Source organism: Streptomyces sp. NPDC052396, from assembly GCF_044593195.1.
Taxonomy (GTDB): Bacteria; Actinomycetota; Actinomycetes; order Streptomycetales; family Streptomycetaceae; genus Streptomyces.
Genome location: NZ_JBIUAW010000003.1, coordinates 461,085 through 487,869 on the forward strand (window position 1 = coordinate 461,085; position 26,785 = coordinate 487,869).

Consider the following 26,785-nt stretch of genomic DNA (forward strand, 5'->3'; position numbering starts at 1 on the left):
GGGGCCCCGCCATGGGACCCGGGACATCGGCTGGGAAAGTCTGGGCCGGCGCTCATGAGGTGAGCTCGGCCGGAAGGTCGGGACGCACCGGCGGCCGCCCGGCGGCGGCGCACAGGGTGAGCACCATGGTCATACCGCCGCCGGGGGTGTCCTCGGCGGCCAGGGTGCCGCCCATCGCCTCGGCGAAGCCGCGGGCCACGGCCAGGCCGAGGCCGACGCCCGCGCCGCGCGGGGCGTCGCCGTAGCGCTGGAAGGGCTCGAAGATGCGGTCCTTGGCGCTGTCCGGGACGCCGGGGCCGCGGTCGGCCACCCGGACCTCCACCCGGTCGCCCAGCGCGCTGGCGGCGACCAGCACGGGACGGCCGTCGGGGCTGTACTTGACCGCGTTCTCCACGATGTTGGCGACGGTGCGCTCCAGCAGGCCGGGGTCGACCGCGACCATCGGCAGCGACTCGGGGATATCCAGGGTGACGCTGCCCTCCGGGACGCCCACCAGCGCCATCGGGACCACCTCGTCCAGGTCGATCTCGCGGATCAGCGGGGTGACGGTGCCGGTCTGCAGCCGGGACATGTCCAGCAGGTTGCCCACCAGGTGGTCCAGCCGGTCCGCGCCCTCCTCGATGCCGGCCAGCAGCTCGGCCTCGTCCTCCTCGGACCAGGCCACGTCGTCCGAGCGCAGCGAGGTGACCGCGGCCTTGATGCCGGCCAGCGGGGTGCGCAGGTCATGGCTGACCGCGGCGAGCAGGGCGGTGCGGATGCGGTTGCCCTCGTCCAGCTGCCGGGCCCGCTCGGCCTCGCCGACCAGCCGCTGCCGGTCCAGCACCACGGCCGCCTGGGCGGCGAAGGCGGCCAGCACCCGGCGGTCCTCGGCGGGCAGCACCCGGCCGGAGAGGGCCAGCGCCATGTTGTCGCCCACCGGCATGTCCACATCGGCGTCCTCGGGGCGCAGCAGCGGCTTGCCCGAGTTGGTCACCACGCTGGCCACGCAGTTCCAGGGGTCCACCTCGCTGGGGCGCTCCAGCAGGGCCACCGACTCCATGGCGAAGGTCTCCCGGACCCGTTCCAGCAGGGCGTCCAGGCTGGTCTCGCCGCGCAGCACGCTGCCCGCCAGGAAGGAGAGGATCTCCGACTCGGCGCGCAGCCGGGCGGCCTGGTGGGTGCGGCGGGCGGCCTGGTCCACCACCGAGGCCACCGAGACCGCCACAAAGACGAAGATCGATATGGCGACGATGTTCTTGGGGTCGGTGATGGTGAGCTGGTGCAGCGGCTCGACGAAGTAGTAGTTGAGCAGCAGGGAGCCGAAGGCCGCGGAGAACAGGGCGGGCAGCAGTCCGCCCAGCAGGGCCGCGCCGACCGTGGCGCACAGGAACAGCAGCATCTCGTTGGCCAGGCCCAGGCTCACATCCAGCTGGGTGAGCACCAGGGTGAGCAGGGCCGGGACGACCGCGCCCACCAGCCAGCCGGCCAGGATGCGGCTGCGGCCCAGCCGGGCGCCACGGGCCACTGGCAGGCCCCGGCCCTTGGCCACCTCGTCATGGGTGACGATATGGACGTCCAGGTCGGGGCCGGAGTCCCGGGCGACGGTCTGGCCGACGCCGGGGCCGAAGATGTACTGCCAGGTCTTGCGGCGGCTGGAGCCCAGCACGATCTGGGTGGCGTTGACGCCCCGGGCGAACTCCAGCAGCGAGGCGGGCACATCGTCGCCTATGACGTGGTGGAAGGTACCGCCCAGGTCCTCCACCAGGGTGCGCTGGACGGCCAGTTCCTTGGGGGAGGCGGAGGTCAGCCCGTCGCTGCGGGCGATATAGACGGCCAGGATCTCGCTGCCGGAGCCCTTGGCGGCCATCCGGGCCGCGCGCCGGATCAGGGTGCGGCCCTCGGGGCCGCCGGTGAGGCCCACCACGATGCGCTCACGGGCGTGCCAGATGGTGGAGACATCGTGGTCGGTGCGGTACTGGCGCAGGTACTCGTCGACCCGGTCGGCGGTCCACAGCAGGGCCAGCTCGCGCAGGGCGGTCAGGTTGCCGGGCCGGAAGTAGTTGGAGAGCGCGGCGTCGACCTTGTCCGGCTTGTAGATGTTGCCGTGCGCCATCCGGCGGCGCAGGGCCTGCGGGGACATGTCGACCAGCTCGATCTGGTCGGCCCGCCGCACCACCTCGTCGGGCACCGTCTCGCGCTGGCGGACGCCCGTTATCGACTCCACCACATCGCCCAGCGACTCCAGGTGCTGGATGTTGACGGCGGAGATGACATCGATGCCGGCCTGCAGCAGTTCCTCGACGTCCTGCCAGCGCTTGGTGTTGCGGGAGCCGGGGACATTGGTGTGCGCCAGTTCGTCGACCAGGACGACCTTGGGGCGGCGTTCCAGCACCGCGTCCACATCCATCTCGGTGAAGACGCTGTCCCGGTAGACCAGTTCCTTGCGGGGGACGGTCTCCAGGCCGTGCAGCATCACCTCGGTACGCGGCCGGCCGTGCGCCTCGATAAAGCCCACCACCAGGTCGGTGCCGCGCTCCACGCGCCGGTGCGCCTCGGAGAGCATGGCGTAGGACTTGCCGACGCCCGGTGCCGCGCCCAGGTAGATTCGGAGATTGCCGCGTCCCATGGCCCCATTGTCTTTCACGATTCCGCGGCGGTGATCGGGGCGGTTCTCCGTCCTGAGGTGCAGCACTGCCGCGCAGGTCGAGCTTACGGCGGACGATCTGGACATTTAGGGCCTCCGGCGATCGCTGGACGGGTATTGACGCAGCTCTGACGCTTATGGCGGGCGAATACACACAAGGGCCGGGGCAGCTGCCCCGGCCCTCGCGCATGGTCTGCATCGCCTCAGCCCCTGGCCAGCTCCCGCAGCGCGATGTTGAGCTTCAGCACATTGACGTGCGGGTCGCCCATAAAGCCCAGCTGGCGGCCGTCGATGTGGTCCTCGACCAGCTGCTCGACCTTGTCCGCCGGCAGGTGGTTGGCCTCGGCCACCCGCTTGGCCTGGAGCCGGGCGTAGGCCGGGGAGATGTCCGGGTCCACGCCGGAACCGGAGGAGGTCAGCGCGTCCACCGGCACCGAGGACTGAGCGACCTTGTTGAACTCGGCCACCTGCGCCCGGCGTTGCTTGACGCTGTCCAGCAGCACCTTGCTGTCCGCGGCCAGGTTGGACGCCCCGGAGACCACCAGCTTGTACTGGGTGTTCTCGGTGTTGGGCCCGGCCGCCGAGGGCCGGGGCTGGAAGAACCTCGGGTCCGGCAGCGGGTTGCCGTCCTTGTCCTTCTTGTCCAAGTCAAAGCTCTGGCCCAGCAGTTCGGAGCCGACGGACTTGCCATCCGCCTTGACTTCCGAACCATTGGCCTTGTCGTGGAAGGCCGCCTGGGCGATGCCGGTGACGACCAGCGGGTAGATGACGCCGGTGACCAGAGTGAGGACGAGCATGGCTCGGAGCCCCGCCCAGACCAGCCGGGCCGTGCTGCGTACGGAGTTGTTCATGGTCGTCACCTGATGCCAGGGATGAGGGAGAGAAGCATGTCAATGATCTTGATGCCGATGAACGGGGAGATCAGGCCGCCCAGTCCATAGACCAGCAGGTTGCGCCGGAGCATACTGTCCGCGCTCATCGGCCGGTAGCGCACGCCCTTGAGGGCCAGCGGCACCAGCGCGATGATGATCAGCGCGTTGAAGATCACCGCGGACAGGATCGCGGACTGGGGCGAGTGCAGGCTCATGATGTTGAGCTTGTCCAGGCCCGGGTAGGCCACCGCGAACATCGCCGGGATGATGGCGAAGTACTTGGCCACATCGTTGGCGATGGAGAAGGTGGTCAACGCCCCGCGGGTGATGAGGAGTTGCTTGCCGATCTCGACGATCTCGATCAGCTTGGTGGGGTTGGAGTCCAGGTCCACCATGTTCCCGGCCTCCTTGGCGGCCGAGGTACCGGTGTTCATGGCCACGCCGACATCGGCCTGGGCCAGCGCCGGGGCGTCATTGGTGCCGTCACCGGTCATGGCGACCAGCTTGCCGCCGGCCTGCTCCCGCTTGATCAGCGCCATCTTGTCCTCGGGAGTGGCCTCCGCGAGGAAGTCGTCCACCCCCGCCTCCTCGGCGATGGCCTTGGCCGTCAGCGGGTTGTCACCCGTGATCATGACGGTCTTGATGCCCATGGCGCGCAGTTCGTCGAACCGCTCGCGCATGCCCTCCTTGACCACGTCCTTGAGGTGGATGACACCCAGGACGCGGGGGCCCTTGTCGTCCTCGACGGCGACCAGCAGCGGGGTGCCGCCGGCCTGGGAGATCTGGTCGTTGAGGCCACGGGCGTCCGGGGCGACCGTGCCGCCGCGCTCCTCGACCCAGGCGATGACCGAACCGGTGGCGCCCTTGCGGACCTTGCGGCCGTCCACATCCACACCCGACATCCGGGTCTGGGCGGTGAAGGGCACCCACTCGGCGCCGGTCAGGTCGCTTTGGCTGCGCTCCGCCAGGCCGTACTTCTCGCCGGCCAGGGCGACGACCGAGCGGCCCTCGGGGGTCTCGTCGGCGAGCGAGGAGAGCTGGGCGGCCTCCGCCAGCTCCTCCGGCTTGGCGCCCTTGACCGGAACGAACTCGGAGGCGCGGCGGTTGCCGTAGGTGATGGTGCCGGTCTTGTCCAGCAGCAGGGTGGAGACGTCGCCGGCGGCCTCCACGGCCCGTCCGGACATGGCCAGCACATTGCGCTGCACCAGGCGGTCCATGCCCGCGATGCCGATGGCCGAGAGCAGGGCGCCGATGGTGGTGGGAATCAGACAGACCAGCAGCGCGGTGAGGACGATCATCGTCTGCTCGGCGCCGGAGTAGATCGCGAACGGCTGGAGGGTGACCACGGCCAGCAGGAAGACGATGGTCAGCGAGGCCAGCAGGATGTTGAGCGCGATCTCGTTGGGCGTCTTCTGCCGGGCGGCGCCCTCCACCAGGTTGATCATCCGGTCGATAAAGGTCTCACCGGGCTTCGTCGTGATCTTGATGACGATGCGGTCGGAGAGCACCTTGGTGCCACCGGTGACCGCACAGCGGTCACCGCCGGACTCCCGGATGACCGGGGCCGACTCGCCGGTGATCGCCGACTCGTCCACGGAGGCCACACCCTCGACGACATCACCGTCGCCCGGGATGATGTCGCCCGCCTCACAGACCACCAGGTCACCGACGCGCAGCTCGGCACCCGGCACCGACTCCTCGGTGGCGCCGTTCAGGCGGCGGGCCACGGTGTCGGTCTTGGCCTTGCGCAGGGTGTCGGCCTGGGCCTTGCCGCGGCCCTCGGCCACCGCCTCGGCCAGGTTGGCGAAGACCACGGTCAGCCAGAGCCAGGCGGTGATGGTCCAGCCGAACCAGTCGCCCGGCTTCTTGAAGGCCAGGACGGTGGTCAGCACCGAACCGATCTCGACCACGAACATCACCGGGGACTTGACCATCACCCGGGGGTCGAGCTTGCGGAAGGCGTCCGGCAGCGACTTCACCAGCTGTGCCGGGTCGAAGAGGCCGCCGGAGACGCGCCCGCTCGACTCGTGTGCGGGCTCCTGCTTGTCCCCTTCGGGGGCCGTACGGACAGGGGTGGTCGTGCTCATGAGAGTCCCTCCGCCATCGGGCCAAGGGCCAGGGCCGGGAAGTAGGTCAAGCCGGTGATGATCAGGATGGTGCCCACCAGCAGGCCGGCGAAGAGCGGCTTCTCGGTGCGCAGGGTGCCCGCGGTCTCCGGCACCGGCTTCTGTTCGGCGAGCGAGCCGGCCAGGGCCAGGACGAAGACCATCGGCAGGAAACGGCCGAGCAGGATGGCGAGGCCGAGCGTGGTGTTGTACCAGGGGGTGTTGGCGTTCAGGCCGGCGAAGGCCGAACCGTTGTTGTTGGCCGCGGAGGTGAAGGCGTAGAGGACCTCGGAGAACCCGTGGGCGCCGCTGTGCGCGACCGAGCCGTCGGCCTTGTTGAGGATCTGTCCGGGCGGACCGGCCATCGCCATCGACACCGCGGTGAAGCCCAGCACCAGGGTCGGGGTGATCAGGATGTAGCAGGCCGCGAGCTTGATCTCCCGGGTGCCGATCTTCTTGCCCAGGTACTCGGGCGTACGGCCGACCATCAGGCCCGCGATGAACACGGCGATGATGGCCATGATCAGCATGCCGTAGAGGCCGGAACCCACACCACCGGGGGCGATCTCGCCAAGCATCATGCCCAGCATGGCGACGCCGCCGCCCAGACCGGTGAGGGAGGAGTGACCCGCGTCGACCGCGCCGGTGGAGGTGAGGGTGGTGGCGGTGGCGAAGATCGACGAGGCGCCGATGCCGAACCGCTGCTCCTTGCCCTCCATCGCGCTGCCCGCCGCCTGGAGCGCGGGGCCGTGGTGCGCGTACTCGGTCCACATCATCAGGGCGGTGAAGCCGACCCAGATCAGCACCATGGTGCCGAGGATCGCGTAGCCCTGCTTGACGTTGCCCACCATCTTGCCGAAGGTCCGGGTCAGCGCGAACGGGATGACCAGGATCAGAAAGACCTCGAAGAGGTTGGTGAAGGCGTTGGGGTTCTCGAACGGGTGGGCCGAGTTGGCGTTGAAGTAGCCGCCACCGTTGGTGCCCAGCTCCTTGATGGCCTCCTGCGAGGCCACGGCGCCGCCGTTGACCTGCTGGGTTCCGCCGGTGAGCTGACCGATCCCATGGATGCCCGAGAAGTTCTGGATGGCGCCGCAGGCCACCAGCACCACTGCCGCGACCACGGCGAGCGGCACCAGGATGCGGACGGTGCCGCGCACCAGGTCGGCCCAGAAGTTGCCGAGGTCGCTGGTGCGCGACCGGGCGAAGCCCCGGACCAGGGCGACGGCCACCGCGATGCCCACCGCGGCGGAGGCGAAGTTCTGCACCGCCAGGCCAAGCGTCTGGACCGCGTGGCCCATGGACTGCTCACCCGAGTAGGACTGCCAGTTGGTGTTGCCCACGAAGGACGCGGCGGTGTTGAACGCCTGGTCCGGGCTGATGGCGTGGAAGCCGAGCGAGAGCCGGTTCGGCAGCGCTCCCTGGACCCGCTGGAGCAGGTAGAGCAGGAGCAGGCCGACCACGGAGAACGCCAGCACGCCGCGCAGGTACGCGGGCCAGCGCATCTCGGCGTCGGGGTCGGCGCCTATCAGGCGGTAGATCCACTTCTCGACGCGCAGGTGCTTTTCGGAGTTGTACACGCGGGCCATGTAGTCGCCCAGCGGGCGGTAAACCAGCGCCAGTGCCGCGAAGAGCGCGACGAACTGCAGGACTCCGGAGAGGACGGGGCTCATATCTGTGCTCAGAACCTCTCCGGGAAGACGAGGGCGAGGATCAAGTAGCCCAGCAGAGCGACGGCCACGACCAGACCGACAACGTTCTCGGTGCTCACAGCTTCGCCACCCCCTTGGCGACGAGGACCACCAGCGCGAAGACCGCGATAGTGGTGGCGACGAAGGCCACGTCGGCCATCGCATGCTCCTAGAGGTTCGGATATGAACGGACCACTAGAGGAAACCGCCCACTCCCGCTCATTCGTAGTTCGTTGACGCCTCCCTTACGGCCATTAGCGCCCCCTTAACGAGATTCATACGTAAACATTCCTGACCTGCAAAAACGCCGTTGGGCCGGAACCCCGGCTAAGGGTTCCGGCCCAACGGAACGATGAAATCCGGCCGCTCGGGGCGGCCGGGATCAGCGGACCTCGGAGATCTCCGGGCCGCGCTGGAGGCGCTCCACACCGCCGGCGAACCGGGAGGTCTGGCCGTCCTCCTGGAGGCCCTCGGCGACCATCTGCGCGTCCTCCGGGAGCTTGAGGACGATCGGGTCACGCGGGGCCATCGGCGACTCGCCACGGACCACCACGGTGTCCCGGAAGATCTGCTCCAGCAGCCCGGCGGTCTGCGGCTGCACCGCGCCCTGCCCGGAGATCACCCCGCGCAGGAACCAGCGCGGACCGTCACAGCCGACGAAGCGCACCAGCTGCACCCCGTTGGTGCCGTCCGGCAGCGCCACCGGGACCTGGGCCCGCAGCTCCCAGCCCAGCGGGCCCTCGACCTCGTCCACCACACCGCCCTGCTGGGTGATGCCGGTGGCGATCTCCTCGCGCACCTCGGGCCAGATGCCCTCGCGCTTGGGCGCGGCGAACGCCTGCAACTGCACGGCGCTGTCGCGCAGCACCACGGTCGCGGCGACGATGGCGTCACCGGCGACCTCGACCCGCAGCTCCATACCGTCGACCCCGGGGACGAACAGGCCGCCCAGGTCGACCCGGCCCTCGGCGGGCTCCCGGACCTCGGAGGCGTCCCACGGTCCGTCGGGACGCGGCCCCGGCTCCAGCCGGACCCTCTCGGCCTCGGTGTCCGCTGCGGACCCCTCGCCCTCAACGGGCTCTTCGGAGATCACGTCGTCGACCTGGTCGACGGCGTCCTCGCGCTTGCGGCGACGACCGAACACGTCACTGTCCTTCCCGGTCGGCTACGACCGAAGCGAATCCATGCCCCACGGCAGCGTGGCCACCGGTGGACCCGAAGCCCCCATCACCCCGCGCCGAGCCGGGAAGCTCCGCCACCTCATGGAAGCGGACCTTCTCGACCTGCTGGACAACCAACTGGGCGATACGGTCGAACCTCTCGAACCGCACGGTCTCCCGCGGGTCCAGATTGACCACAATCACCTTGATCTCTCCACGGTACCCGGCATCGATGGTCCCTGGGGCATTCACCATGGAGACCCCGCACCGGGCGGCAAGCCCCGAACGCGGATGCACAAAGGCCGCATACCCATCGGGCAGCGCGATCGACACTCCGGTGGGCAGCACCATCCGCTCCCCCGGCGCCAGCTCGGCCGCCTCGGTGGTCACCAGGTCGCAGCCGGCGTCACCGGGGTGCCCGTAAGCCGGGATGGGCACCTCAGGATCGACCCGGCGGATCAGCACGTCAACAGGCATCAGGGATTCACCTCAAAAGCCCGGACCACCTTGACCTGATCCGGATCGGCCAGCGCCGCCTGGATCTCGGCCGGGCGGCCGTTCTGCAGGAAGTGCTCCACCTTGACCTCGATGAACACCGTGTCGGCGCGCACCGCCACCGGGCCCTCGGGGCCGCCGAGCCGGCCGGTGGCCGTGCAGTAGAGCTTGCGGCCGTGCACCGCCAGCGCCTCGGCCTCCAGATGGAGCACGGTGCCCACCGGCACCGGCCGGATGAAGTCCGTCTCCAGCCGCCCGGTCACCGCGATCACCCGGGTCAGCCAGTTCAGCGAGCCCAGCGTCTCGTCCAGCGCCGTGGCCAGCACCCCGCCGTGCGCCAGACCGGGGGCTCCCTGGTGGGCCTCCTTGACGCGGAACTCGGCGGTGACGCTGACACCCGCGCCGGCCCGTACCTCCAGGTGCAGGCCGTGCGGCACCGAGCCACCGCAGCCGAAGCAGTGCTCATAGTGCGACCCGATGCTCTCTCCGGGCGCGGGGGCTTCGGGATGCCGTACCGGGGGCCCGGCGTCGGCCGGCGGTGTCAGCGCTGTCGTTCGTCCACTCACAGGGGCTGACCTTACCCGCGACGGCGGCACCCGGTCCCCTCCGTGCCAAGCTTGGGCACATGCAGTCCTACGAAGAACGCCTGACCGCACCCCGTTCCTGGTGGGTGATCGCCGGGGCGCTGGGAGTCGCCATGGCCCTGGTCCTGCTGCCGCTGGGCACCCTGCCCATGCTCGGCGGCCTGGTCGGCGGCGGCGCCCTGGCCGCGGTGGCGGTCAGCTCGTACGGCTCGGTACGGATCCGGGTGATCCCCGGCGCCCTGGTCGCGGGCGATGCCAAGATCCCGCTGGAGGCCCTGGGCGAGGTGACGGTGCTGGAGGGCGAGGAGGCCCGGGCCTGGCGCACCTACAAGGCGGACACCCGCGCTTTTATGCTGCTGCGCGGCTATATCTCCAGCGCGGTACGGATCGAGGTCACCGACCCCGGTGACCCCACGCCCTACCTCTACCTCTCCACCCGCCGGCCGGAGCAGCTGGCCGCCGCGCTCAGCGGCGCGGTACGCAGCCGGTAGCGGCGCCAGGGGTCAGCGGGCCCAGAAGACTCAGAGGGCTTCCCAGGCGACCTGGCGGCCGCGCAGGTCCGCCCGGACCCGTTCGGCGAGCCGCCTGGTGTCCCGCCGGTTCATCACCGCGCCCACCGTGGCGCCGATCATAAACGGGGTGAGGCTGGGCAGCTTGCGGAAGGTGCGCTTGAGCACCCGCTGGCGCAGCTCGCGCCGCATCTGCACGCCCAGCGCGATATTGACGGTGCTCGGCGCGGTGACATCGATCCCGCGCTCGTCGGCCCAGGCCCGCAGATAGGCCATGGACCGCTGGTAGGCGTTGCCGGGCGCACGCAGCCCATAGACCTCGTGCAGCTCGGCGATCAGCTTGAGCTCCACGGTGGCGACGCCGACGATCTCGGCCGCCAGCTCGGCGGGCATGGCCGGCGGCACCGGCAGCATGGCCGCCGCGCCCACTCCGGCCCCCACCGTGGAGGTGCCGTAAGCGGCTCCGGCGACCAGCTTGTCGGCCAGCTCCTCCGGGCCCAGGCCCGGGAACTGACGGCGCAGGGTGGCCAGGTTGCGCACCTGCACCCGTGGGGCCACGGCGATGATGCGGTCGGCGACCGCGGTCAGCCCCGCGCCCATCCCCCGTTTCCCGGCGTGTACGAGACCGCGGCCGACCCCAGCGACGAGCGAGGCCCTGCGGCCCCGCTCGGCGTGTGTGTCGGCCGCGTCATCGGGCACCGGCCCGGACGGTCGTTTCCGGAACGGGTTCGAGCCTGCCATCGCAGACCCTTGCCTCAATCGCAGTCGCGGCAGATCGGCTGACCGTTCTTCTCACGGGCCAGCTGGCTGCGGTGGTGGACCAGGAAGCAGCTCATGCAGGTGAACTCATCGGCCTGCTTGGGCAGGACCCGGACGGCCAGCTCCTCGTTGGAGAGGTCCGCCCCGGGCAGTTCCATGCCCTCGGCCGCCTCGAAGTCATCCACGTCCACGGACGAGGCGGACTTGTCGTTCCGCCGTGCCTTCAGCTCTTCAAGGCTGTCGGAATCGACGTCGTCGTCGGTCTTGCGTGGGGTGTCGTAATCCGTTGCCATGTCGCTCTCCCCCTCTGGGTGTCTGCGGTGTCTCCAGCGCACGTAACGCGTGAGAGGCCGGACTTGTGCCCGACCCGAGGCGGAGATTTTGCCTCACATCAAGGTCTGTTACTCAATCGACACCCAACCGCACACCTGAAGAGGTGATCGGTAGCGGGTGGCGAACCGGACCGTCGTTGGTCCAATGCCGCGTGCGGCAGCGCCAATTCCTGTACTTCCCGTGATCAGGACCCCTGGAAACCCCCATTTTCCAGGGGCTCCGGCAATCCGTTCGATTACGGAGAGTGGATGGCCCAAAGCCATCGCATGTGATCGATCACACACGACAACAGCACCGCCCGGACCGGGAAAATTCCTCCCAAAGCGAAGCGGTGCCGCCGTATTGTCGCAGACTTCTCGCAGCGTGTCAGGTCGGCAGTACCACCCGCATCACCAGGCCGCCGCCCTCCCTGGGCTCCGCGGTGATCCGGCCGCCGTGTGCCCGGGCCACCGAACGCACGATGGACAGGCCCAGACCGACGCCCTTGTCGCTGCCGGTGCGCTCGGTGCGCAGCCGCCGGAAGGGTTCGAAGATGTTGTCCACCTCATAGGCGGGGACCACCGGGCCGGTGTTCTCCACCACCAGCACCGCCTGGCCCGGCAGCGCCTGGGTGGTCACCTCCACCCAGCCGTCCGGCACGTTGTAGCGCACCGCGTTCTGCACCAGGTTGAGCGCGATCCGCTCCAGCAGCACACCGTTGCCCTGGACCACCGCGGGCTGCCGGATGCCGCGCAGCTCCACGCCCTTGTCCTGGGCCTCGCTGCGGGTCTGGTCCAGCGCCTGGGAGGCGACCTCGGCCAGGTCCACCGGCTTGCGGTCCACGATCTCGTTGTCGCTGCGGGCGAGCAGCAGCAACCCCTCCACCAGCTGCTCGCTGCGCTCATTGGTGGCCAGCAGCGTCTTGCCCAGCTGCTGGAGCTCGGGGGACGCGCCGGGATCGGAGAGGTGCACCTCCAGCAGCGTGCGGTTGATCGCCAGCGGGGTGCGCAGCTCATGCGAGGCGTTGGCCACAAAGCGCTGCTGGGCGGTGAAGGCACGCTCCAGCCGGTCCAGCATCTCGTCGAAGGTGTCCGAGAGCTCCTTGAACTCGTCGTCCGGGCCGCCCAGCTCGATGCGCCGGGTCAGGTCGGTGGCGGCCACCCGGCGGGCGGTGCGGGTGATCTTGCCCAGCGGGGAGAGCACCCGGCCCGCCATGGCGTAGCCGAAGGCGAAGGCGATCACGGCCAGGCCGACAAGGGCGAACAGCGAGCGGCGCAGCAGGCTGCCGAGGGCCGCGGCGCGCTGCTGGTCCATGCACGCCTTGATGATGTGTTCCTTGTCGTAGCTGCCGCTCAGGGAGCTGCAACTGGGATTGAGCCGCACCACGGTGTCGTCGCCGCTGATGAAGCTGAACGGCAGCAGGCTGCCCTGCCGCAGCGCGTCCGCCGCCAGCAGATAGATGATCGTCAGCAGCAGGACACCGGCCATCAGGAACATCCCGCCGTAGAGCAGGGTGAGCCGTATCCGGATGGTGGGGCGCAGGTAGGGGAAGGGCCGGACCACCGGCTGGCGGGGATCCCAGGCCGGTCTCGGCGGCGCGGGCGGAGCGGGGGGCACGGACGGAGCGGGGGGTGTGGTGGCCATCGCCGGTCAGATCCGGTATCCGGAGCCGGGCACGGTGATGATCACCGCGGGCTCGCCGAGCTTGCGGCGCAGGGTCATCACGGTGACCCGGACCACATTGGTGAAGGGGTCGGTGTTCTCGTCCCAGGCCTTCTCCAGCAGCTGCTCCGCGGAGACCACGGCGCCCTCGCTGCGCATCAGCACCTCCAGCACCGCGAACTCCTTGGGCGCCAGCTGCACCTCACGGCCGTCGCGGAACACCTCCCGGCGGTTGGGATCGAGCCGGATACCGGCCCGCTCCAGCACCGGCGGCAGGGCCACCGTGGTGCGCCGGCCCAGGGCCCGCACCCGGGCGGTCAGCTCGGTGAAGGCGAAGGGCTTGGGCAGGTAGTCGTCGGCACCGAGCTCCAGGCCCTCCACCCGGTCGCTGACATCGCCGGAGGCCGTGAGCATCAGCACCCGGGTGGGCATGCCCAGCTCGACCACCTTGCGGCAGACATCGTCACCGTGCACCACCGGGAGGTCCCGGTCGAGAATGATCACGTCGTAGTCGTTGACGGCGATGCGCTCCAGGGCCGCGGCGCCGTCGTACACCACGTCGACGGCCATGGCTTCCCGGCGCAGCCCGGTCGCTACGGCATCGGCGAGCAGCTGCTCGTCCTCGACGACGAGTACGCGCACGGCGCTGGTCCTTTCTGTTGTGCCTGGTGGGCAGGGGGGTTTGCCCGCTGTGGGCAGAGTGGACGGGCCCGGCGGGCCCCCTCCATCCTGCCTCCAAGGCCGGTAAACCGGCTGTAAGGGGTTGTGGATGGCCGGGATGGGCAAGGATTGGGGATTCTTCGCGGAGTCCAGGTTTCCGCCCGGCCGAGGGTGGGGAAGACGTCTGCACACCCGCGATCACCTCCCTGTGGAGCCGTACGCAGCCGCACGCCATGCCGCGGCGGTATGCCGGGGGCATACGGGTGATCGTTTCGCCGTGGCACACCCCCGTGCCAACGACCCACGACGAGGGGGCGCAGCACATGGACGCGTTCACCGCTGGCATCCTGCAGCGCATAGAGAACACCCGGACCGATCTCGACCGAGCCCGCCGCAGCGGCGACGACTTTCTCGCCGAAGTGGAACAGGCCGAGCTGGACGATCTGCACCGGCTGGCCGCCGAGCACGGTGTCGAGGTCAGCGCCGCCTGACCCTTGACCCGGGCCCCGACGGAACACTGAGCCCCGGCACCTGTGTGGGTGCCGGGGCTCAGTGCGGCAGGGGCGCGAACAATCACAGACAGCCCGCGCCCGGAACGGGGCCTAGTCGTGCCAGGCGCCCAGCGCCTCCAGCCGGTCCCGCAGCGGCTCGAACAGCCCGGACGGCGCGGCCACCGTCAGCTCGCCGGAGGGTTCCGTTCCGGGGCGGCCGCCGACCAGCGCGCCGGCTTCCCGGGCGATCAGCGCGCCCGCCGCGAAGTCCCAGGGGTTGAGCCCGCGCTCGTAGTAGCCGTCCAGCCGGCCGCAGGCCACATCGCACAGGTCGATGGCGGCGGATCCGCCGCGGCGGATGTCGCGCACCTCGGGCAGCAGGGTGCGCAGCACCTCGGCCTGGGCCGCGCGGCGCTCGGTCAGATAGCCGAAGCCGGTGCCGATCAGCGCCTGGCCGAGGGAGGGCGCCGGGCGGACCCGCAGGGTGCGCTCGCCGCAGTACGCGCCCGCGCCCAGCACGGCGTGGTAGGTCTCGCCGCGCATCGGGGCGGCGACCACCCCGACCAGGGTCTGGCCGCCGGCCTCGGCGGCGATGGAGACGGCCCAGGAGGGCAGGCCGTAGAGGTAGTTCACGGTGCCGTCGATGGGGTCGATCACCCAGCGCACCCCGCTGGTGCCCTCGCTGCTGGCGCCCTCCTCCCCCAGCAGGCCGTCCCGGGGGCGCCGCTCGGCCAGGAAGCCGGTGATCAGCTTCTCGGCGGCCAGGTCCATCTCGGTGACCACATCGATGGGGCTGGTCTTGGTGGCGGCCACCGAGAGGTCGGCGGGCCGGCCGTCCCGGAGCAGGTCGCCGGCCAGCGCGGCCGCTTCCAGGGCGACCGCCAGGAGTTCGGTCTTGAGCGGGTCGTTCACGGGGGCTCCTCAGGCGTACGGGCTGTCGGCGCCGGCCGCGGCCGGGCGGGGGGTGCGGGCCGGGCAGCAGCCGGCCGGGCACAGGTCGTGGGAGGGCCCCAGCGCGCCCAGCGCACAGCGCGCGGGCTGCCGGCCGCGCTCGGTGGCGGCGCGTTCCAGCACCAGCTCGCGCACCGCGGCGGCGAACCGGGGGTCGGCGCCCACGGTGGCCGCCCGGGTCACCGGCAGGCCCAGTTCGGCGGCCTTGGCGGTGGCCTCGGTGTCGAGGTCGTACTTGACCTCCATGTGGTCGGAGACAAAGCCGATCGGCACCATCACCACCCCCGGCACCCCGGCCCGGTGCATTTCCTCCAGGTGGTCGCAGATGTCGGGCTCCAGCCACGGGATGTGCGGGGCACCGCTGCGGGACTGGTAGACGAGGTCCCAGGAGTGGTCCACGCCGGTGCGCGTCCGCACCTCGGCGGCGATGGTGCGGGCTACATCCAGGTGCTGGGCGACATAGGCCCCGCCGTCACCATGGCCCTCGGCGGGGCCGGAGGAGTCGGCGGCGGCGGTGGGGATGGAGTGGGTGGTGAAGGCCAGGCGGGCCTTGGCCCGTACCTCCTCGGGCAGGGCGGCCAGCGCCGTCAGCGTGGCGTCCACCATGGGCTCGATAAAGCCGGGGTGGTTGAAGTAGTGGCGCAGCTTGTCCACCCGGGGCACCGGCAGGCCCTCGGCGGCCAGCGCGGCCAGCGCGTCGGCCAGGTTCTCCCGGTACTGCCGGCAGCCCGAGTAGGAGGCGTAGGCGCTGGTGGTCAGGGTGAGCACCCGGCGGTGCCCGGCGGCCGCCAGCTCGCGCAGGGTGTCGGTCAGATAGGGCGCCCAGTTGCGGTTGCCCCAGTAGACGGGCAGGTCAAGGCCGTTGGCCGCGAAGTCCGTGCGCAGCGCGGCCAGCAGGGCGCGGTTCTGCTCGTTGATGGGGCTGACGCCGCCGAAGAGGAAGTAGTGCTGCCCGACCTCCTTGAGCCGCTCCCGGGGGATGCCCCGGCCGCGGGTCACGTTCTCCAGGAACGGAACGACATCGTCCGGGCCCTCCGGGCCGCCGAAGGAGAGCAGCAGCAGGGCGTCATAAGGGGCATGGGCTGGCTGATCCGACATGGCCCCGATCCTGCCACCCGGCACCGACAGCCGGGAAACCGCGGCGGGCCGCCGGCCGGGCGACGGGAAATATCCCTGCGCCGCACGAATGTTCACCCGTAAGCTGTATGAGCCACCCACATCCCTTACGGCGCACTCTCTTCTCGTCGTTTCGTCATTTCGTCGTTCCCAGCGCCATCCAGTGCGGAGCCGGTCTTGCCCAGTCCCTACAGCGCGATATTCGCGGCCCCCGGCAGCAAGGGCTTCGCGGCGGCCGGCTTTGTCGGCAGGCTGCCGCTGTCCATGATGGGCATCGGCATCGTCACCATGGTCTCCGAGCTCACCGGCCGCTATGGGCTGGCCGGCGCCCTGTCGGCGGTCTTCGCGCTGGCCGCGGCCGTGCTGGGCCCGCAGGTCTCCCGTCTGGTGGACCGGCACGGGCAGCGGCGGGTGCTGCGCCCGGCCACCGCGCTGGCGGTGACGGCGGTGGCCGGACTGCTGCTGAGCGCCCAACAGGGCTGGCCGGACTGGACGTTGTTCGTCTTCGCGGCCGGGGTGGGCTGTGTGCCCAGTGTGGGCTCGATGGTGCGGGCCCGCTGGGCGGCCATCTTCGACGGCTCACCGCGCGAACTGCACATCGCCTACTCGGCCGAGTCGGTGATCGACGAGATTGTCTTCATCGTCGGCCCCATCCTCTCCATCGGCCTGTCCACCAGCTGGTTCCCGGAGGCCGGTCCGCTGCTGTCCGGCTGCTTCCTGGCGGCCGGCGTCTTCTGGCTCACCGCCCAGCGGGCCACCGAGCCGGTTCCGCACCCGCGTGGCGCGGAGGCCGGGGGTTCGGCCCTGCGCTCGGCGGGACTGCGGGTGCTGGTGGTGACGTTCGTGGCCACCGGGGCGCTGTTCGGCTCGGTGGAGGTGGTGACGGTGGCCTTCGCCGAGGAGCGCGGCCACAAGGCCGCGGCCAGTCTGGTGCTGGCGGTGTACGCGCTGGGCTCCTGCCTGGCGGGCACCGTCTTCGGCCTGCTGCACTTCAAGGGCGACCCGGCACGTCGCTGGCTGCTGGGCGTCTGCGCCATGGCGGTGAGTATGATCCCGCTCCAACTGGCCTGGAATCTGCCGTTCTTGGCCGTGGCGCTCTTCTTCGCGGGCCTGGCCGTGGCGCCCACCATGGTGACCACCGTGGCCCTGGTCGAGCAGCACGTACCACGCGCGAACCTGACCGAGGGCATCACCTGGACCAGCACCGGGCTGGCGGTGGGAGTGGCGCTCGGCTCATCCGCCGCCGGCCTGGTGGTGGACGCCTCGGGGGCCGCGGCGGGGTACGCGGTGCCCGGCGCTGCGGGGGCGCTGGCGGCCCTGGCGGCGTTCCTCGGCTACCGCCGGCTGCGGCCGGCGCCGCAGGGGGTGGGGTCCTCCATCCCACGGGCAAGGGGAGGGGCTGGCGCACATGACGGAGACAGCGAGGGCGAGCGCGTGGCGTAACTGGGCGGGCAATGTCACCGCCCGCCCGGTACGGACGGTGGCCCCGGCCACCACCGAGGAGACGGCCCGGGCGGTGGCCCGGGCCGCCGGGGACGGGCTGCGGGTCAAGGCAGTGGGCACCGGGCACTCCTTCACCACCGCCGCCGTCACCGACGGCCTGCTGATACGCCCGGAGCGGCTGACCGGAATACGTGCCGCCGACCGGGCGGCCGGCACGGTGACCGTGGCGGCCGGCAGCACACTCAGAGCGCTCAACCACGCGCTGTCGGGGCGCGGCCTGTCGCTGACCAACATGGGCGACATCATGGCGCAGACCGTCTCCGGCGCGGTCAGTACCGGAACCCATGGCACCGGCCGCGACTCGGCCTCGATCTCCGCCCAGATCACCGGACTTGAGCTGGTGACGGCGGACGGCTCGGTGCTGCGCTGCTCGGCCGTGGAGCATCCCGAGGTGTTCGCGGCGGCCCGGGTCGGGCTGGGGGCGCTGGGGGTGATCACCGCCCTCACCTTCGCGGTGGAACCGGAGTTCCTGCTCCGGGCCCGTGAAGAGCCCATGTCCTTCAGCCGGGTTACCGAGGAGTTCGACCAACTCGTCGGCGAGAACGAGCACTTCGAGTTCTACTGGTTCCCGCACACCGAGTTCTGCACCACCAAGCGCAACAACCGCAGTCCCGGCCCCGCCGCCCCACTGGGCCGCCTCGGCGCCTGGGTGGAGGACGAGCTGCTGTCCAACGGGGTGTTCGCCGCGGTCTGCGCCCTGGGGCGCGCGGCGCCCGCCACCGTCCCCGGCCTGGCCCGGGTCACCGGCCGCGCGCTGTCCGCCCGCGGCTACACCGATGTCCCCTACAAGGTCTTCACCAGCCCGCGCCGGGTGCGCTTCCTGGAGATGGAGTACGCGCTGCCCCGCCAGGCGGCCATGGCGGCGCTGCGCGAGCTGCGGACCATGATCGAGCGGCGCGGCCTGCGGATCGGCTTCCCCGTGGAGGTGCGCACCGCGCCGGCCGATGACATCCCGCTGTCCACCGCCTACGGCCGGGACACCGCCTATATAGCCGTCCATATGTACCGCGGCACCCCCCACCGGGCGTATTTCACCGCCGCCGAGCAGATCATGACGGCCCATGGCGGACGGCCGCACTGGGGGAAGCTGCACAGCCGGGACGCGGCGTACCTGGCCGGGGTCTATCCGCGCTTCGCGGAGTTCACCGCGGTGCGGGACCGGCTGGACCCGCACCGCGTCTTCGGCAACGACTATCTGCGCCGGGTGCTAGGAGACTGAGCCCTGCGCCGCGGGCTGGGCCGGCGGGGTCTGCGCCCCGCCGCTGCTCTTACCACTGTCCGGCATGCCGGAGGGACCGGGCGTCTGCGAGGGGCTGGGCTTGGCGTCGCCGTTCGAGGGCGTGGCCGAGGGCGTGGGGGACTGCTTGCCGGTATCGCCGCCGGGCTGCGAGGCACCCGGCGAGGGGGTCGCCGGTCCGCCCGTCTGCCCGTTCCCGGTCTGCGAGTGCCGCGGCCCCGGCGAGTGGTCACCGCTATCCGGCCGCTGCTCCTGCTTCCTGGCCGGCTTGTCCCGCTGGATGATCTGCCCGATGGTGGTGCCGCCCCCGCCGTCCGCGCTGGCGCCGGAGGTCAGCTCGACCACCGTCAGGGTGCCCATGGCCAGAACGAACACCGCGCCGGCGGCCAGCAGTGAACGCTTCCAGCCGCGCACCCGGGTGCCGTGCAACGTGCCCTCGGAGTACGCCCCGGAGTGCGCCGGGCGCGCCGGCGGCTCGGCCGCCTGGGGCATCAGCCGCGTCCGGTCCTCCTCGGGGGCCGGCACCTGGCGTGTCCGGGGGCGTGCCGCCTGGACGGTCGCCTCCCGCATCTGCTCGCCCGTACGTCTGAACAGGTGCTGAAAGACCGTGCCACCGGTGGTGGCCACCACGCTGACGACGCCGGCGCCGATCACCGTGCCGTACACGCCGAGCTTACCGGCCAGCAATGCCGCGAGTGCCGCGGCCAGGGCACTGCCCGCCACCTGGGCGACGCTCAGCTCCAGGCGCTTGCCCTTGGCCTTTGCGCCGCTTTCGGCTTCTTTATCCATCTCCAGCCTCTGTCGGACCTTTCATTCCCTCTTGTGACCAGAAGAGACATTCGAGACTAACGAACAGTTCCGAATCCGGCGATTGTGTGAACCTCGCCACCCATGGGAAGGTCCTGGACGCACCAACCGCGCATCCAACTCCCTTGGTGGACGTGAGCATCCATGGCGCGCCAATCCACCCCCAGTGGCCCGAATGGAGTACTGTGGCGAGCCCTGGCCCCGGTAATCCCGTCCGGCTGCCCGGACCCGACGGGAGGGGCCCGGGCGGCTCTCGCCCCGTCAACTCGGCAATGTTGTGGCAGGCTGCAACCCGGGCAGGCCACACTCGACCAGCGGAAGCAGCGACGCACGTGACGTCGGCAGGCACCACCCGGGAGGTCCCCATGCCCGAACTGCGTGTCGTGGCCGTCTCCAACGACGGCACACGGCTGGTGCTCAAGGCTGCGGACAGTACGGAGTACACCCTCCCCATCGACGAGCGGCTCCGGGCCGCGGTGCGCAATGACCGCGCGCGTCTGGGCCAGATCGAGATCGAGGTGGAGAGTCACCTCCGGCCCCGCGACATCCAGGCCCGCATCCGGGCCGGGGCGTCCGCGGAAGAGGTCGCCCAGCTCGCGGGCATCCCCGTGGAACGGGTGCGGCGCTTCGAGGGCCCGGTGCTGGCCGAGCGCGCCTTTATGGCCGAGCGGGCCCGCAAGACACCGGTGCGCCGCCCCGGCGAGAGCACCGGCCCGCAGCTCGGTGAGGCGGTGGCGGAGCGGCTGCTGCTGCGCGGCGCCGAGAAGGACACCGCCCAGTGGGACTCCTGGCGCCGCGACGACGGCACCTGGGAGGTGCTGCTGGTCTACCGCGCGGCCGGCGAGCCCCGCGCCGCCAGCTGGAGCTACGACCCGCCGCGCCGGATCGTCTCTGCGCTGGACAACGAGGCACGGGCGCTGATCGGCGAGAGCGAGGACGCGCCGGAGCCCAGCTTCCCCTTTGTCCCGCGCATCGCCCGGCTCCCCCGCGACCGGCCGCTGGACCGCGGCCAGGACCGGCCCCCGGTGGCCACGGCGCCGGAGCCGGAGGCGCCCGCGGAGGAGGAGGGTGGCAAGGAGCGCGACTCGCTGACCAGCCTTCTGGAGGCGGTGCCCAGCTTCCGCGGCGACATGGTGGTGCCCGACACCGCCCCGGCCCCCGCCGAGCCTCCGGCCGAGCCCGCGGAGACCGTGGAACCCCCCGCCCCAGCGGCCAGCGCCGGCTCCGCCTACGCGGACGTACTGATGCCCCGCTCGGTCTCCGGCCACCGCGAGCGGCTGGTCGGCACCACGGACCGCCAGGCCGAAGCGGACGGAGTCCGTCCAGGCCGCCGGGCAGCGGTGCCCAGCTGGGACGAGATCGTCTTCGGCACCCGCCGCAAGAAGCAGGAGTAGCGGACCGGGCGCGGGCGCCCGCCCCGGGTCCACCGGGGTGCGGCGCGCCACCCGGGCTCGCATGGGAACGCGCGTGCGCGAGTGATGCGGTTGGCAGGGCCACCGCCCCCGCCGAAGCCACGGCCGGACGCGGGAACCCGGTCCCCCGGCACACCGGGCGCCGGCCACCACCCGTACGACCGCCGGAACGCCCGCGACTGATTCCACCAGCGAGGCCGGCGGCCGGACGCGGAGAACTGTCCCCGGTTCCCCGGTGCCCGTCCGGCACACCCGGCGCGGACGCGCCGCCCGGGCGCCCCTTCAGACACACACGGCCGGTTCCAGCGACGGGGCCCACGCCGGACGCGACGGACCCCGCCCCGGTGCCCGTCCGACGCGCCCGCCCGACGGATCCCGCCTCAGCCCGGCAGCGCCCCCGTGGCCACCGGGCGGGCCGGGTCCGCCGACCACTCGCTCCAGGAGCCCACGTACAGCGCCGCCTCGAAGCCCGCCACCGCCAGGGCCAGCACCTGGTGTGCCGCGGAGACCCCGGAGCCGCAGTAGACGCCCAGTTCGGTGGCGGGTGCGGCGCCCAGCGCCGTGAAGCGCCCGGCCAGTTCGCCGGCCGGGCGGAAGCGGCCGTCCTCGGCCACGTTCTCGCCGGTCGGGGCCGAGACCGCGCCGGGGATGTGCCCGGCCACCGGGTCGATCGGCTCGGTCTCGCCCCGGTAGCGGTCCCCCGCCCGGGCGTCCAGCAGCAGGCCGCGCCGGGCCAGCGCGGCCGCGCCGTCCGCGTCCAGCACCGGCAGCGCCCCCGGCCTGGGCCGGAAGTCGCCCTCCGGGACGGCCGGGACCTCGGTGCTCAGCTCCCCGCCGGCCGCGCGCCAGGCGGCCAGGCCGCCGTCCAGGACCCGTACCGAGGGGTGCCCCATAAAGCGCAACAGCCACCAGGCGCGGGCCGCCGCCCAGCCCTGGCCGCTGTCGTACACGACCACCGGGCGGTCCGCGCCGACCCCGGCCCGGCGCATGGCCGCCCCGAACTCCCCGCTCTCCGGCAGCGGATGACGGCCGCGTGGGCCGGGGGCGCCCGCCAGTTCCGCGTCCAGGTCGACGAAGACCGCGCCGGGCAGATGCCCCGCCGCGTACTGCTCGCGCCCCGAAGGAGCGGCCGACTGCTGACCGACACTCAGAAGGGTCGGCTGCCAGCGGATGTCCAGGAGGACCGGGGGCCGTTCCCCGGTCAGCTCGTCCGCCAGTTCCCGTGTGCTGATGATGGCATCCATGGCCGCCATCCTCGCGCAGTGTGCCGGGGCGGCCCAGAGGCACCCTGGCGAGCCGGCCCACGCCTCGTCGATACTGGGCGGCAATGGCTCCGAAACGGAAGCGAAACGCGAATTCCGGTCTCGTTTTGTGGTCACCCGCGGGAACCAGTGACATCCGGCGCGGCCGGGGGGCGAGTCCCGGCGCGTGGTGCAAACATCTGCTCAGGCACCGTCCCGCCCCACCCCCGAGCGCCGCGATCCGCACGGGACGCGCGGCCACCACGATGGTCCGAGGAGATAGCGACGATGACCGAGGTATCTGGGCCCGCCCCGCGGCCGAGCGACGGCAGGGCCCGGCCGGCACCGGGCACCCCGTGCTGGACCAGCCTCCTGGTGCACGACCTGGAGGCGATCAAGGACTTCTACCGGGGACTGTTCGGCTGGAGCTACTACAGCCCCGGCCCGCGCCAGCTGGGTCCCTATGCCCGGGCCACCCTGGACGGGCGGGATGTGGCCGGAATCTCCGAACTGACCCCCGATCGTCAACTCTCGTCCGCCTGGACCACCTATCTGGCGAGCGAAGATGCGGATGTCACCGCCGAGTGGATCCGCTGCTCCGGCGGCACCGTGGGCGTGGGGCCGCTGGCCGCCGCGCAGGCCGGGCGGCTGGTGCTGGCCAGCGACCCGGCCGGGGCACCGTTCGGCATCTGGCAGGGCCAGGATCTGATGGGCCCCCAGCTGACCGGAGTACCCGGCACTCCCGTCTGGCACGAGCTGGTCACCCATGACGCGCCGGCCGCGGTCAAGTTCTACCGGGCGCTGTTCGGTTATGAGACCAAGCCGGCCGGTTCGCTGGACGCCGAGGCCATCACCCTGCTGCTGGACGGGCGCCCGGTGGCCGCCGTGCGCGGCATCGGAGCGGCGCTGCTGCGCCCGCACTGGATGACCTACTTCGAGGTGGCCGACCCGGACGCGGCCGGCGAGCGGGTGGGGGAACTGGGCGGCCGGGTGCTGGGCCCGCCGCAGGAGGTGCCGGCCGGGCGGATCCTGTGCGCGGAGGATCCGGAGGGGGCGGTGTTCACCCTGCTGCGGACGGAGGGTTAGCGGCGCCCGGCCGTGGCGCGGGTGCGGTCGGCCATGGTCTCCCAGAAGCCGTGCAGCTTCCGGACCGGAGTGCCGACCCAGGGCGGGGTATGGCGGTTCACCGCGAACAGCCGCAAGTGCGACTGGGGGTGCAGCAGCGCCTGCTGCTGCCGGCAGAACGGCTCCTCGATCTCGGCCTGCGGCTGACGGCCCCTGGGCGGGTAAGGGCACAGCCGGAACCGGCAGTTGGGCAGGCACATGCTGCCCGGTTCATCGGCCTCCGCCTTGCCGACGGTGAACTCGGGGTGCAGCGGATAGCGGTCCCTGGTGAGGCATGGTGGGAGCGCCTCCTGGTTCGCCAGCTTCAGCCGCTCCTCCACCTCGTCGAACTTCCCGTTCCGCTGGGTGAGGTTGAGCATGATGAGGACATCGGCGATAAGCCGTTGGGCACGCGGGTGAAGGATGCTCCAGCCCACGGACGGGGCGATCCACAGATTGTGCTTGCGATAGCGCTCCGGATCGGCCGGCCGGGATCCCACATTGCCGATGGCGCCCTTCTCGTCGATCCAGATGAACAGTTCGGGGTGCCCGGTCTCCAGGGCCAGAGTCACCAGATCGCCGGTTTCGGCCACAAAGGGATGGAGCAGCTGGTCATGACCGTTCTGGCCGGTGGCCGCCGTGTGTTCGCTCCCTATCAGGGAAAGCCAGTGCGCCACGGACTGCCCGGGGTCGGTGGTGCCGAGAACCCTCCGGCCATCCCCGTTGGACGCCGCCCGGTGCGACCGGTGTGACCGTCGCCGTTCCGCGGCGCCCGCCCCGGCACCGAGCCCAATGGCGTCCGGCAGCTCCCAAAGGCACAGCGCCTGGAGCAGGTTGAGCTGGGCGAACCAGTAACGGCTGCGGGTCAGCATCTTCTCGGCCTGCTTGACCAGGTAAGTCCGCGTCTTCTCCGAGGCGTTGGGGTGCCGCCGCCTCCGGTTGGCCGCGCTCTTGAAGCCCTGGGCCAGGGCGCTCTCCAGGGAGAGCGGAAGATCGGCCACACCGCCGGCGGGGTCCAGGTGCTGAAGCCAGTAGCCGAGCCGTTCCTTGGCCTCGTCCCGGTACCGCTCGCTGACCGAACCCACCAGCATCGGGATCATCCAGGCACGCATGACGAATTCGCGCCAGAGCTGCTCTTTCTCGTCCTTCGTCTGGTCTATCTGCCGGCGCAGATCCGTGAGCTGCGAATCCATGGTGGCGCTCAGCAGAGCCGTGTACAGATTCTCCCGTTGGATCTCGAGCCGCTCCATCTCTTCCAGGAACTGCGCCACCGGATCCTGTCCGGAGTGATACTTCTCTATCAGCGCACGGTAGGCGTCATCACCGCCGGACCCCAACTCCTGGGCTATCGCCAGCCGGATGGGGTGGCACTCCTCTTTGCGGCCGATCTCGAAGAGCGCGTGATAGTCCGGCCCGTCCCGCCGGTCGGATTCCCGCAGGAGCTCGCCATAGCGGCGCACCAGCCGGAGCTTCGCCTCGTCCAGCGTGCGCTGGTCATCATGGATCTTCGGCCAATGCTTCACCAGGCCGTGCGGCTTGTTCCCTCCCGGGCTCCCCGCGACCTGCGCCAGGCAAGCGGGATCGGGAGCCACCGCACTGATTTCCAGAGCCGCGGCGTAGAGATCAAGGGACTTGGCGTCATGACGTGCGTCCGCGGCCCCGCACAGCACATCGACCAGTTCCGGGGCCGCTTCCCAGCAGGTGGACGACGTTCCGTCACCCTCCTGCCGGCCGGACAGCCGGCAGCCCGCCTTACTGCGTGACAGAAGGACCAGCGCTATCAGCAACTCGCGCCCGGGGCCGGGGAGTTTCAGCGAGGGCTCGACCAGCTCGCGAACCTGGACATCGGACAGGCCGCTCAGGAAATGGAAACCCAGATAGGCCTGGATGATGCTGTGCGGGAAGCGCACCTTGTTCTCATAGCTCATCGTCAGGCCGAGTTGCTGCCCATAGGCCGCGTACCGGGCCAGCTCCTTGTGGCAGCGGTACTCCTCCTTCCGCATCTCCTCGCCATTCGCGCCGATCGTGACACAGGTTTGGTTCCGGATCAGCTCCAGTTGCTCCGGCGCGACGACCGGACGGGACTCACGATGCCGGTCCCCCGCCGCCCGAGGCTCACCGCGCCTGGTGAACTCGTCGAACGTGACTTCCAGGCTGTCCTGCAGCAGCCCCACGCATGCCAGCCCCGCTATGACCTGGATGGTGCGTCTCCGTTCCTCCGGGGTCATCACCAGCTCTTCCTTGAGCCGCCCTTCCACCAGCGCCTGCCGCCAGGTCTCCAGGAGCAGCAGTCGCAGCCCCGAGCAGTCATGGCTGCGGGTGTCCAGCCGGTCCGGATGACGGCGGAGCGCCAAATGCTCAAGGCAGTCGTGCTGTTGCAGCATTCTGGCGATCTGCATGTAGATCGGAGATTCGGCGACATTGGCCGTCTCCACGATCCAGTCCAGGCGGCGCTCATCAACCTCCGCCGTGTCCCTCAACAGGAATTCCAGCGCCGCCTCCTCGCTCAGCGGCTCGAGTTCCATGATGGCCGCGGGGGCGCTCTCCAGCGGGGTGTGCGGGCGGGACGCGATGACCAGCGGCAGTTCCTGGCGACAGGCACGGTCGATGGCCCGGCGGATGATGTTGTCGCGGTCGTCCCGGTGCTGCTCGTCCTGAACGGCCTCCTCCAGGCCGTCCGCTATGACGACCACCTTGTCGTCCAGCCGCAGTTGCCGCCAGGTCCGTTCCGCCTGTGCGCTGGAAAGAACGCTCTGATCCGCCTCGTCCATAAAGCGGCGCTTGGCTATCTGCTCGAAGTTCAGCTCGCCATCGGTGGCGGCATCACGCAACTGGATGGGAACGGGGACCGCCGACTGCTCCGCCAGCAACTGCGTCAACTCCACAAGAACGGCGGTCTTTCCGACCCCCACGCCGCCGATCAGCAGATAGGGCTTACGGGTCTTCCGGTCGCGCAGCGTCTCGGCGATGACCTGTGCCAGCTCCCGGCGCCCCACGACCTGGTCGACGATCGTCCCCGAAGTGGGGACCAGACTGTGCGGATCCTTCTTGGCCTTCTCCACGATCGGTTTCTTGGTCTTGCGGTACCAGAAGATCAGGAACAGCCCCAGTACAAAGGCGGTCACCAGGAAGGGCCCGATAAACCGGCTGACCGTCTGGAACCACTGCTCCCCCTGAAGCCGGATGAACCCAGGAGCGGAACGGATGCCTTCCTCGAGCCACAGCAGCAGCGCGAGGGTGCCCACAATGGCATAGGCATGCACCAGCCAGGTGAACGACGGCCGCCACCGGCGCCAGCTGCGATTGGGGACAATGCTGCGCCGTGCTTCCCACCTGGTCCTGGCAGTGCGCCAGCGATACCTGGTGCCCTGGGCCAGGCGGGCCACACCCCGCCGGGGATACAGCGTGTACCAAGGGGCGTTATGCGGTCGCTTCTTGCCTTCCGGATGCCGGACGACCTTGATCATCGCTCCGCTCCCTCATGCTTGCGCCTG

23 protein-coding genes are annotated in these 26,785 nt (G+C 70.8%); 6 read left to right on the forward strand and 17 right to left on the reverse strand.

Annotation, left to right across the window (positions count from 1 at the left end; translation table 11 throughout):
• Positions 1-52: 52 nt before the first annotated feature.
• The 8 genes from ACIHFE_RS10515 to ACIHFE_RS10550 all read right to left on the reverse strand — a co-directional run bounded on the left by ACIHFE_RS10515 (position 53) and on the right by ACIHFE_RS10550 (position 9,509).
• The gene (locus ACIHFE_RS10515; RefSeq protein ID WP_400105443.1) at positions 53-2,605 is read right to left on the reverse strand and encodes a DUF4118 domain-containing protein; all 2,553 of its coding nucleotides are present in this window, start codon (positions 2,603-2,605) and stop codon (positions 53-55) included.
• Positions 2,606-2,826: 221 nt separating this feature from the next.
• Positions 2,827-3,474 (reverse strand): potassium-transporting ATPase subunit KdpC, encoded by a 648-nt coding sequence (kdpC, locus tag ACIHFE_RS10520; protein WP_400105444.1) that lies wholly within the window; start codon positions 3,472-3,474, stop codon positions 2,827-2,829.
• Positions 3,475-3,479: 5 nt separating this feature from the next.
• The gene (gene kdpB / locus ACIHFE_RS10525) at positions 3,480-5,582 is read right to left on the reverse strand and encodes a potassium-transporting ATPase subunit KdpB (RefSeq protein WP_400105445.1); all 2,103 of its coding nucleotides are present in this window, start codon (positions 5,580-5,582) and stop codon (positions 3,480-3,482) included.
• On the reverse strand, positions 5,579-7,270 hold the full coding sequence (gene kdpA / locus ACIHFE_RS10530; protein ID WP_400105446.1) for a potassium-transporting ATPase subunit KdpA: 1,692 nt from the start codon (positions 7,268-7,270) through the stop codon (positions 5,579-5,581). The genes kdpB and kdpA overlap by 4 nt, the downstream gene beginning before the upstream one ends.
• A gap of 8 nt (positions 7,271-7,278) precedes the next feature.
• Entirely contained in the window at positions 7,279-7,368 is a 90-nt protein-coding gene (gene kdpF / locus ACIHFE_RS10535) for a K(+)-transporting ATPase subunit F (protein ID WP_109284084.1), read from the reverse strand.
• A 302-nt stretch (positions 7,369-7,670) separates the two neighbouring features.
• Positions 7,671-8,432, reverse strand: coding sequence for a DUF3710 domain-containing protein (locus ACIHFE_RS10540; RefSeq protein ID WP_400105447.1), 762 nt, complete (start codon positions 8,430-8,432; stop codon positions 7,671-7,673).
• A gap of 1 nt (position 8,433) precedes the next feature.
• On the reverse strand, positions 8,434-8,925 hold the full coding sequence (gene dut / locus ACIHFE_RS10545; protein WP_400105448.1) for a dUTP diphosphatase: 492 nt from the start codon (positions 8,923-8,925) through the stop codon (positions 8,434-8,436).
• Complete coding sequence (locus ACIHFE_RS10550; protein ID WP_400105449.1) at positions 8,925-9,509, reverse strand: PaaI family thioesterase; 585 nt, start codon at positions 9,507-9,509, stop codon at positions 8,925-8,927. Before ACIHFE_RS10550 ends, dut begins: the two co-directional genes overlap by 1 nt.
• A gap of 59 nt (positions 9,510-9,568) precedes the next feature.
• On the opposite strand from ACIHFE_RS10550, the gene ACIHFE_RS10555 reads away from it, so the two are divergent.
• Complete coding sequence (locus ACIHFE_RS10555) at positions 9,569-10,018, forward strand: DUF3093 domain-containing protein (protein ID WP_400105450.1); 450 nt, start codon at positions 9,569-9,571, stop codon at positions 10,016-10,018.
• Between the two features lie 30 nt (positions 10,019-10,048).
• Here ACIHFE_RS10555 and ACIHFE_RS10560 read toward each other — a convergent pair whose 3' ends face one another.
• The 4 genes from ACIHFE_RS10560 to ACIHFE_RS10575 form a co-directional block, all read right to left on the reverse strand.
• Positions 10,049-10,777 carry a hypothetical protein gene (locus ACIHFE_RS10560; RefSeq protein WP_400105451.1) on the reverse strand — a complete coding sequence of 243 codons (729 nt, stop codon included), beginning with the start codon at positions 10,775-10,777 and terminating at the stop codon, positions 10,049-10,051.
• A gap of 14 nt (positions 10,778-10,791) precedes the next feature.
• Complete coding sequence (locus tag ACIHFE_RS10565; protein ID WP_109284094.1) at positions 10,792-11,088, reverse strand: DUF4193 domain-containing protein; 297 nt, start codon at positions 11,086-11,088, stop codon at positions 10,792-10,794.
• A 406-nt stretch (positions 11,089-11,494) separates the two neighbouring features.
• Positions 11,495-12,751, reverse strand: a complete 1,257-nt coding sequence (locus tag ACIHFE_RS10570; protein ID WP_400105452.1) for a sensor histidine kinase — start codon at positions 12,749-12,751, stop codon at positions 11,495-11,497.
• 6 nt (positions 12,752-12,757) lie between these two features.
• Complete coding sequence (locus tag ACIHFE_RS10575; RefSeq protein ID WP_109284098.1) at positions 12,758-13,411, reverse strand: response regulator transcription factor; 654 nt, start codon at positions 13,409-13,411, stop codon at positions 12,758-12,760.
• 308 nt (positions 13,412-13,719) lie between these two features.
• Between ACIHFE_RS10575 and ACIHFE_RS10580 the strand changes: the two genes are divergently transcribed.
• Entirely contained in the window at positions 13,720-13,920 is a 201-nt protein-coding gene (locus tag ACIHFE_RS10580; protein ID WP_400105600.1) for a hypothetical protein, read from the forward strand.
• A gap of 111 nt (positions 13,921-14,031) precedes the next feature.
• Here ACIHFE_RS10580 and ACIHFE_RS10585 read toward each other — a convergent pair whose 3' ends face one another.
• Positions 14,032-14,832 carry an inositol monophosphatase family protein gene (locus ACIHFE_RS10585; RefSeq protein ID WP_400105453.1) on the reverse strand — a complete coding sequence of 267 codons (801 nt, stop codon included), beginning with the start codon at positions 14,830-14,832 and terminating at the stop codon, positions 14,032-14,034.
• A 9-nt stretch (positions 14,833-14,841) separates the two neighbouring features.
• Complete coding sequence (locus ACIHFE_RS10590) at positions 14,842-15,969, reverse strand: ferrochelatase (protein ID WP_400105454.1); 1,128 nt, start codon at positions 15,967-15,969, stop codon at positions 14,842-14,844.
• Positions 15,970-16,164: 195 nt separating this feature from the next.
• Between ACIHFE_RS10590 and ACIHFE_RS10595 the strand changes: the two genes are divergently transcribed.
• Both ACIHFE_RS10595 and ACIHFE_RS10600 read left to right on the forward strand, forming a co-directional pair.
• Positions 16,165-17,430, forward strand: coding sequence for an MFS transporter (locus ACIHFE_RS10595; RefSeq protein WP_400105455.1), 1,266 nt, complete (start codon positions 16,165-16,167; stop codon positions 17,428-17,430).
• Positions 17,396-18,709 (forward strand): D-arabinono-1,4-lactone oxidase, encoded by a 1,314-nt coding sequence (locus ACIHFE_RS10600; RefSeq protein ID WP_400105456.1) that lies wholly within the window; start codon positions 17,396-17,398, stop codon positions 18,707-18,709. Before ACIHFE_RS10595 ends, ACIHFE_RS10600 begins: the two co-directional genes overlap by 35 nt.
• Here ACIHFE_RS10600 and ACIHFE_RS10605 read toward each other — a convergent pair.
• Positions 18,698-19,516 carry a hypothetical protein gene (locus tag ACIHFE_RS10605; protein ID WP_400105457.1) on the reverse strand — a complete coding sequence of 273 codons (819 nt, stop codon included), beginning with the start codon at positions 19,514-19,516 and terminating at the stop codon, positions 18,698-18,700. The two genes, ACIHFE_RS10600 and ACIHFE_RS10605, sit on opposite strands and share 12 nt — an antisense overlap.
• Before the next feature lie 350 nt (positions 19,517-19,866).
• Here ACIHFE_RS10605 and sepH point away from each other — a divergent pair, with 350 nt between their 5' ends.
• Positions 19,867-20,928, forward strand: a complete 1,062-nt coding sequence (sepH, locus tag ACIHFE_RS10610) for a septation protein SepH (protein ID WP_400105458.1) — start codon at positions 19,867-19,869, stop codon at positions 20,926-20,928.
• A gap of 398 nt (positions 20,929-21,326) precedes the next feature.
• On the opposite strand, the gene ACIHFE_RS10615 is transcribed toward sepH, so the two are convergent.
• Positions 21,327-22,190, reverse strand: coding sequence for a sulfurtransferase (locus ACIHFE_RS10615; protein ID WP_400105459.1), 864 nt, complete (start codon positions 22,188-22,190; stop codon positions 21,327-21,329).
• Between the two features lie 285 nt (positions 22,191-22,475).
• On the opposite strand from ACIHFE_RS10615, the gene ACIHFE_RS10620 reads away from it, so the two are divergent.
• A complete protein-coding gene (locus ACIHFE_RS10620) occupies positions 22,476-23,273 on the forward strand; it encodes a VOC family protein (protein ID WP_400105460.1) in 798 nt (265 codons plus the stop codon).
• Here ACIHFE_RS10620 and ACIHFE_RS10625 read toward each other — a convergent pair.
• The gene (locus ACIHFE_RS10625; protein ID WP_400105461.1) at positions 23,270-26,758 is read right to left on the reverse strand and encodes an NACHT domain-containing protein; all 3,489 of its coding nucleotides are present in this window, start codon (positions 26,756-26,758) and stop codon (positions 23,270-23,272) included. The two genes, ACIHFE_RS10620 and ACIHFE_RS10625, sit on opposite strands and share 4 nt — an antisense overlap.
• Between the last annotated feature and the right edge of the window lie 27 nt (positions 26,759-26,785).

Bases quoted from the DNA above. Each gene is read 5' to 3' on its own strand.
- ACIHFE_RS10515 (WP_400105443.1), bottom strand. From the start codon at position 2,605: ATGGGACGCGGCAATCTCCGAATCTACCTGGGCGCGGCACCGGGCGTC.
- kdpC (WP_400105444.1), bottom strand. From the start codon at position 3,474: ATGAACAACTCCGTACGCAGCACGGCCCGGCTGGTCTGGGCGGGGCTC.
- kdpB (WP_400105445.1), bottom strand. From the start codon at position 5,582: ATGAGCACGACCACCCCTGTCCGTACGGCCCCCGAAGGGGACAAGCAG.
- kdpA (WP_400105446.1), bottom strand. From the start codon at position 7,270: ATGAGCCCCGTCCTCTCCGGAGTCCTGCAGTTCGTCGCGCTCTTCGCG.
- dut (WP_400105448.1), bottom strand. From the start codon at position 8,925: ATGCCTGTTGACGTGCTGATCCGCCGGGTCGATCCTGAGGTGCCCATC.
- ACIHFE_RS10555 (WP_400105450.1), top strand. From the start codon at position 9,569: ATGCAGTCCTACGAAGAACGCCTGACCGCACCCCGTTCCTGGTGGGTG.
- ACIHFE_RS10560 (WP_400105451.1), bottom strand. From the start codon at position 10,777: ATGGCAGGCTCGAACCCGTTCCGGAAACGACCGTCCGGGCCGGTGCCC.
- ACIHFE_RS10565 (WP_109284094.1), bottom strand. From the start codon at position 11,088: ATGGCAACGGATTACGACACCCCACGCAAGACCGACGACGACGTCGAT.
- ACIHFE_RS10570 (WP_400105452.1), bottom strand. From the start codon at position 12,751: ATGGCCACCACACCCCCCGCTCCGTCCGTGCCCCCCGCTCCGCCCGCG.
- ACIHFE_RS10590 (WP_400105454.1), bottom strand. From the start codon at position 15,969: ATGTCGGATCAGCCAGCCCATGCCCCTTATGACGCCCTGCTGCTGCTC.
- ACIHFE_RS10600 (WP_400105456.1), top strand. From the start codon at position 17,396: ATGACGGAGACAGCGAGGGCGAGCGCGTGGCGTAACTGGGCGGGCAAT.
- ACIHFE_RS10605 (WP_400105457.1), bottom strand. From the start codon at position 19,516: ATGGATAAAGAAGCCGAAAGCGGCGCAAAGGCCAAGGGCAAGCGCCTG.
- ACIHFE_RS10615 (WP_400105459.1), bottom strand. From the start codon at position 22,190: ATGGATGCCATCATCAGCACACGGGAACTGGCGGACGAGCTGACCGGG.
- ACIHFE_RS10620 (WP_400105460.1), top strand. From the start codon at position 22,476: ATGACCGAGGTATCTGGGCCCGCCCCGCGGCCGAGCGACGGCAGGGCC.
- ACIHFE_RS10625 (WP_400105461.1), bottom strand. From the start codon at position 26,758: ATGATCAAGGTCGTCCGGCATCCGGAAGGCAAGAAGCGACCGCATAAC.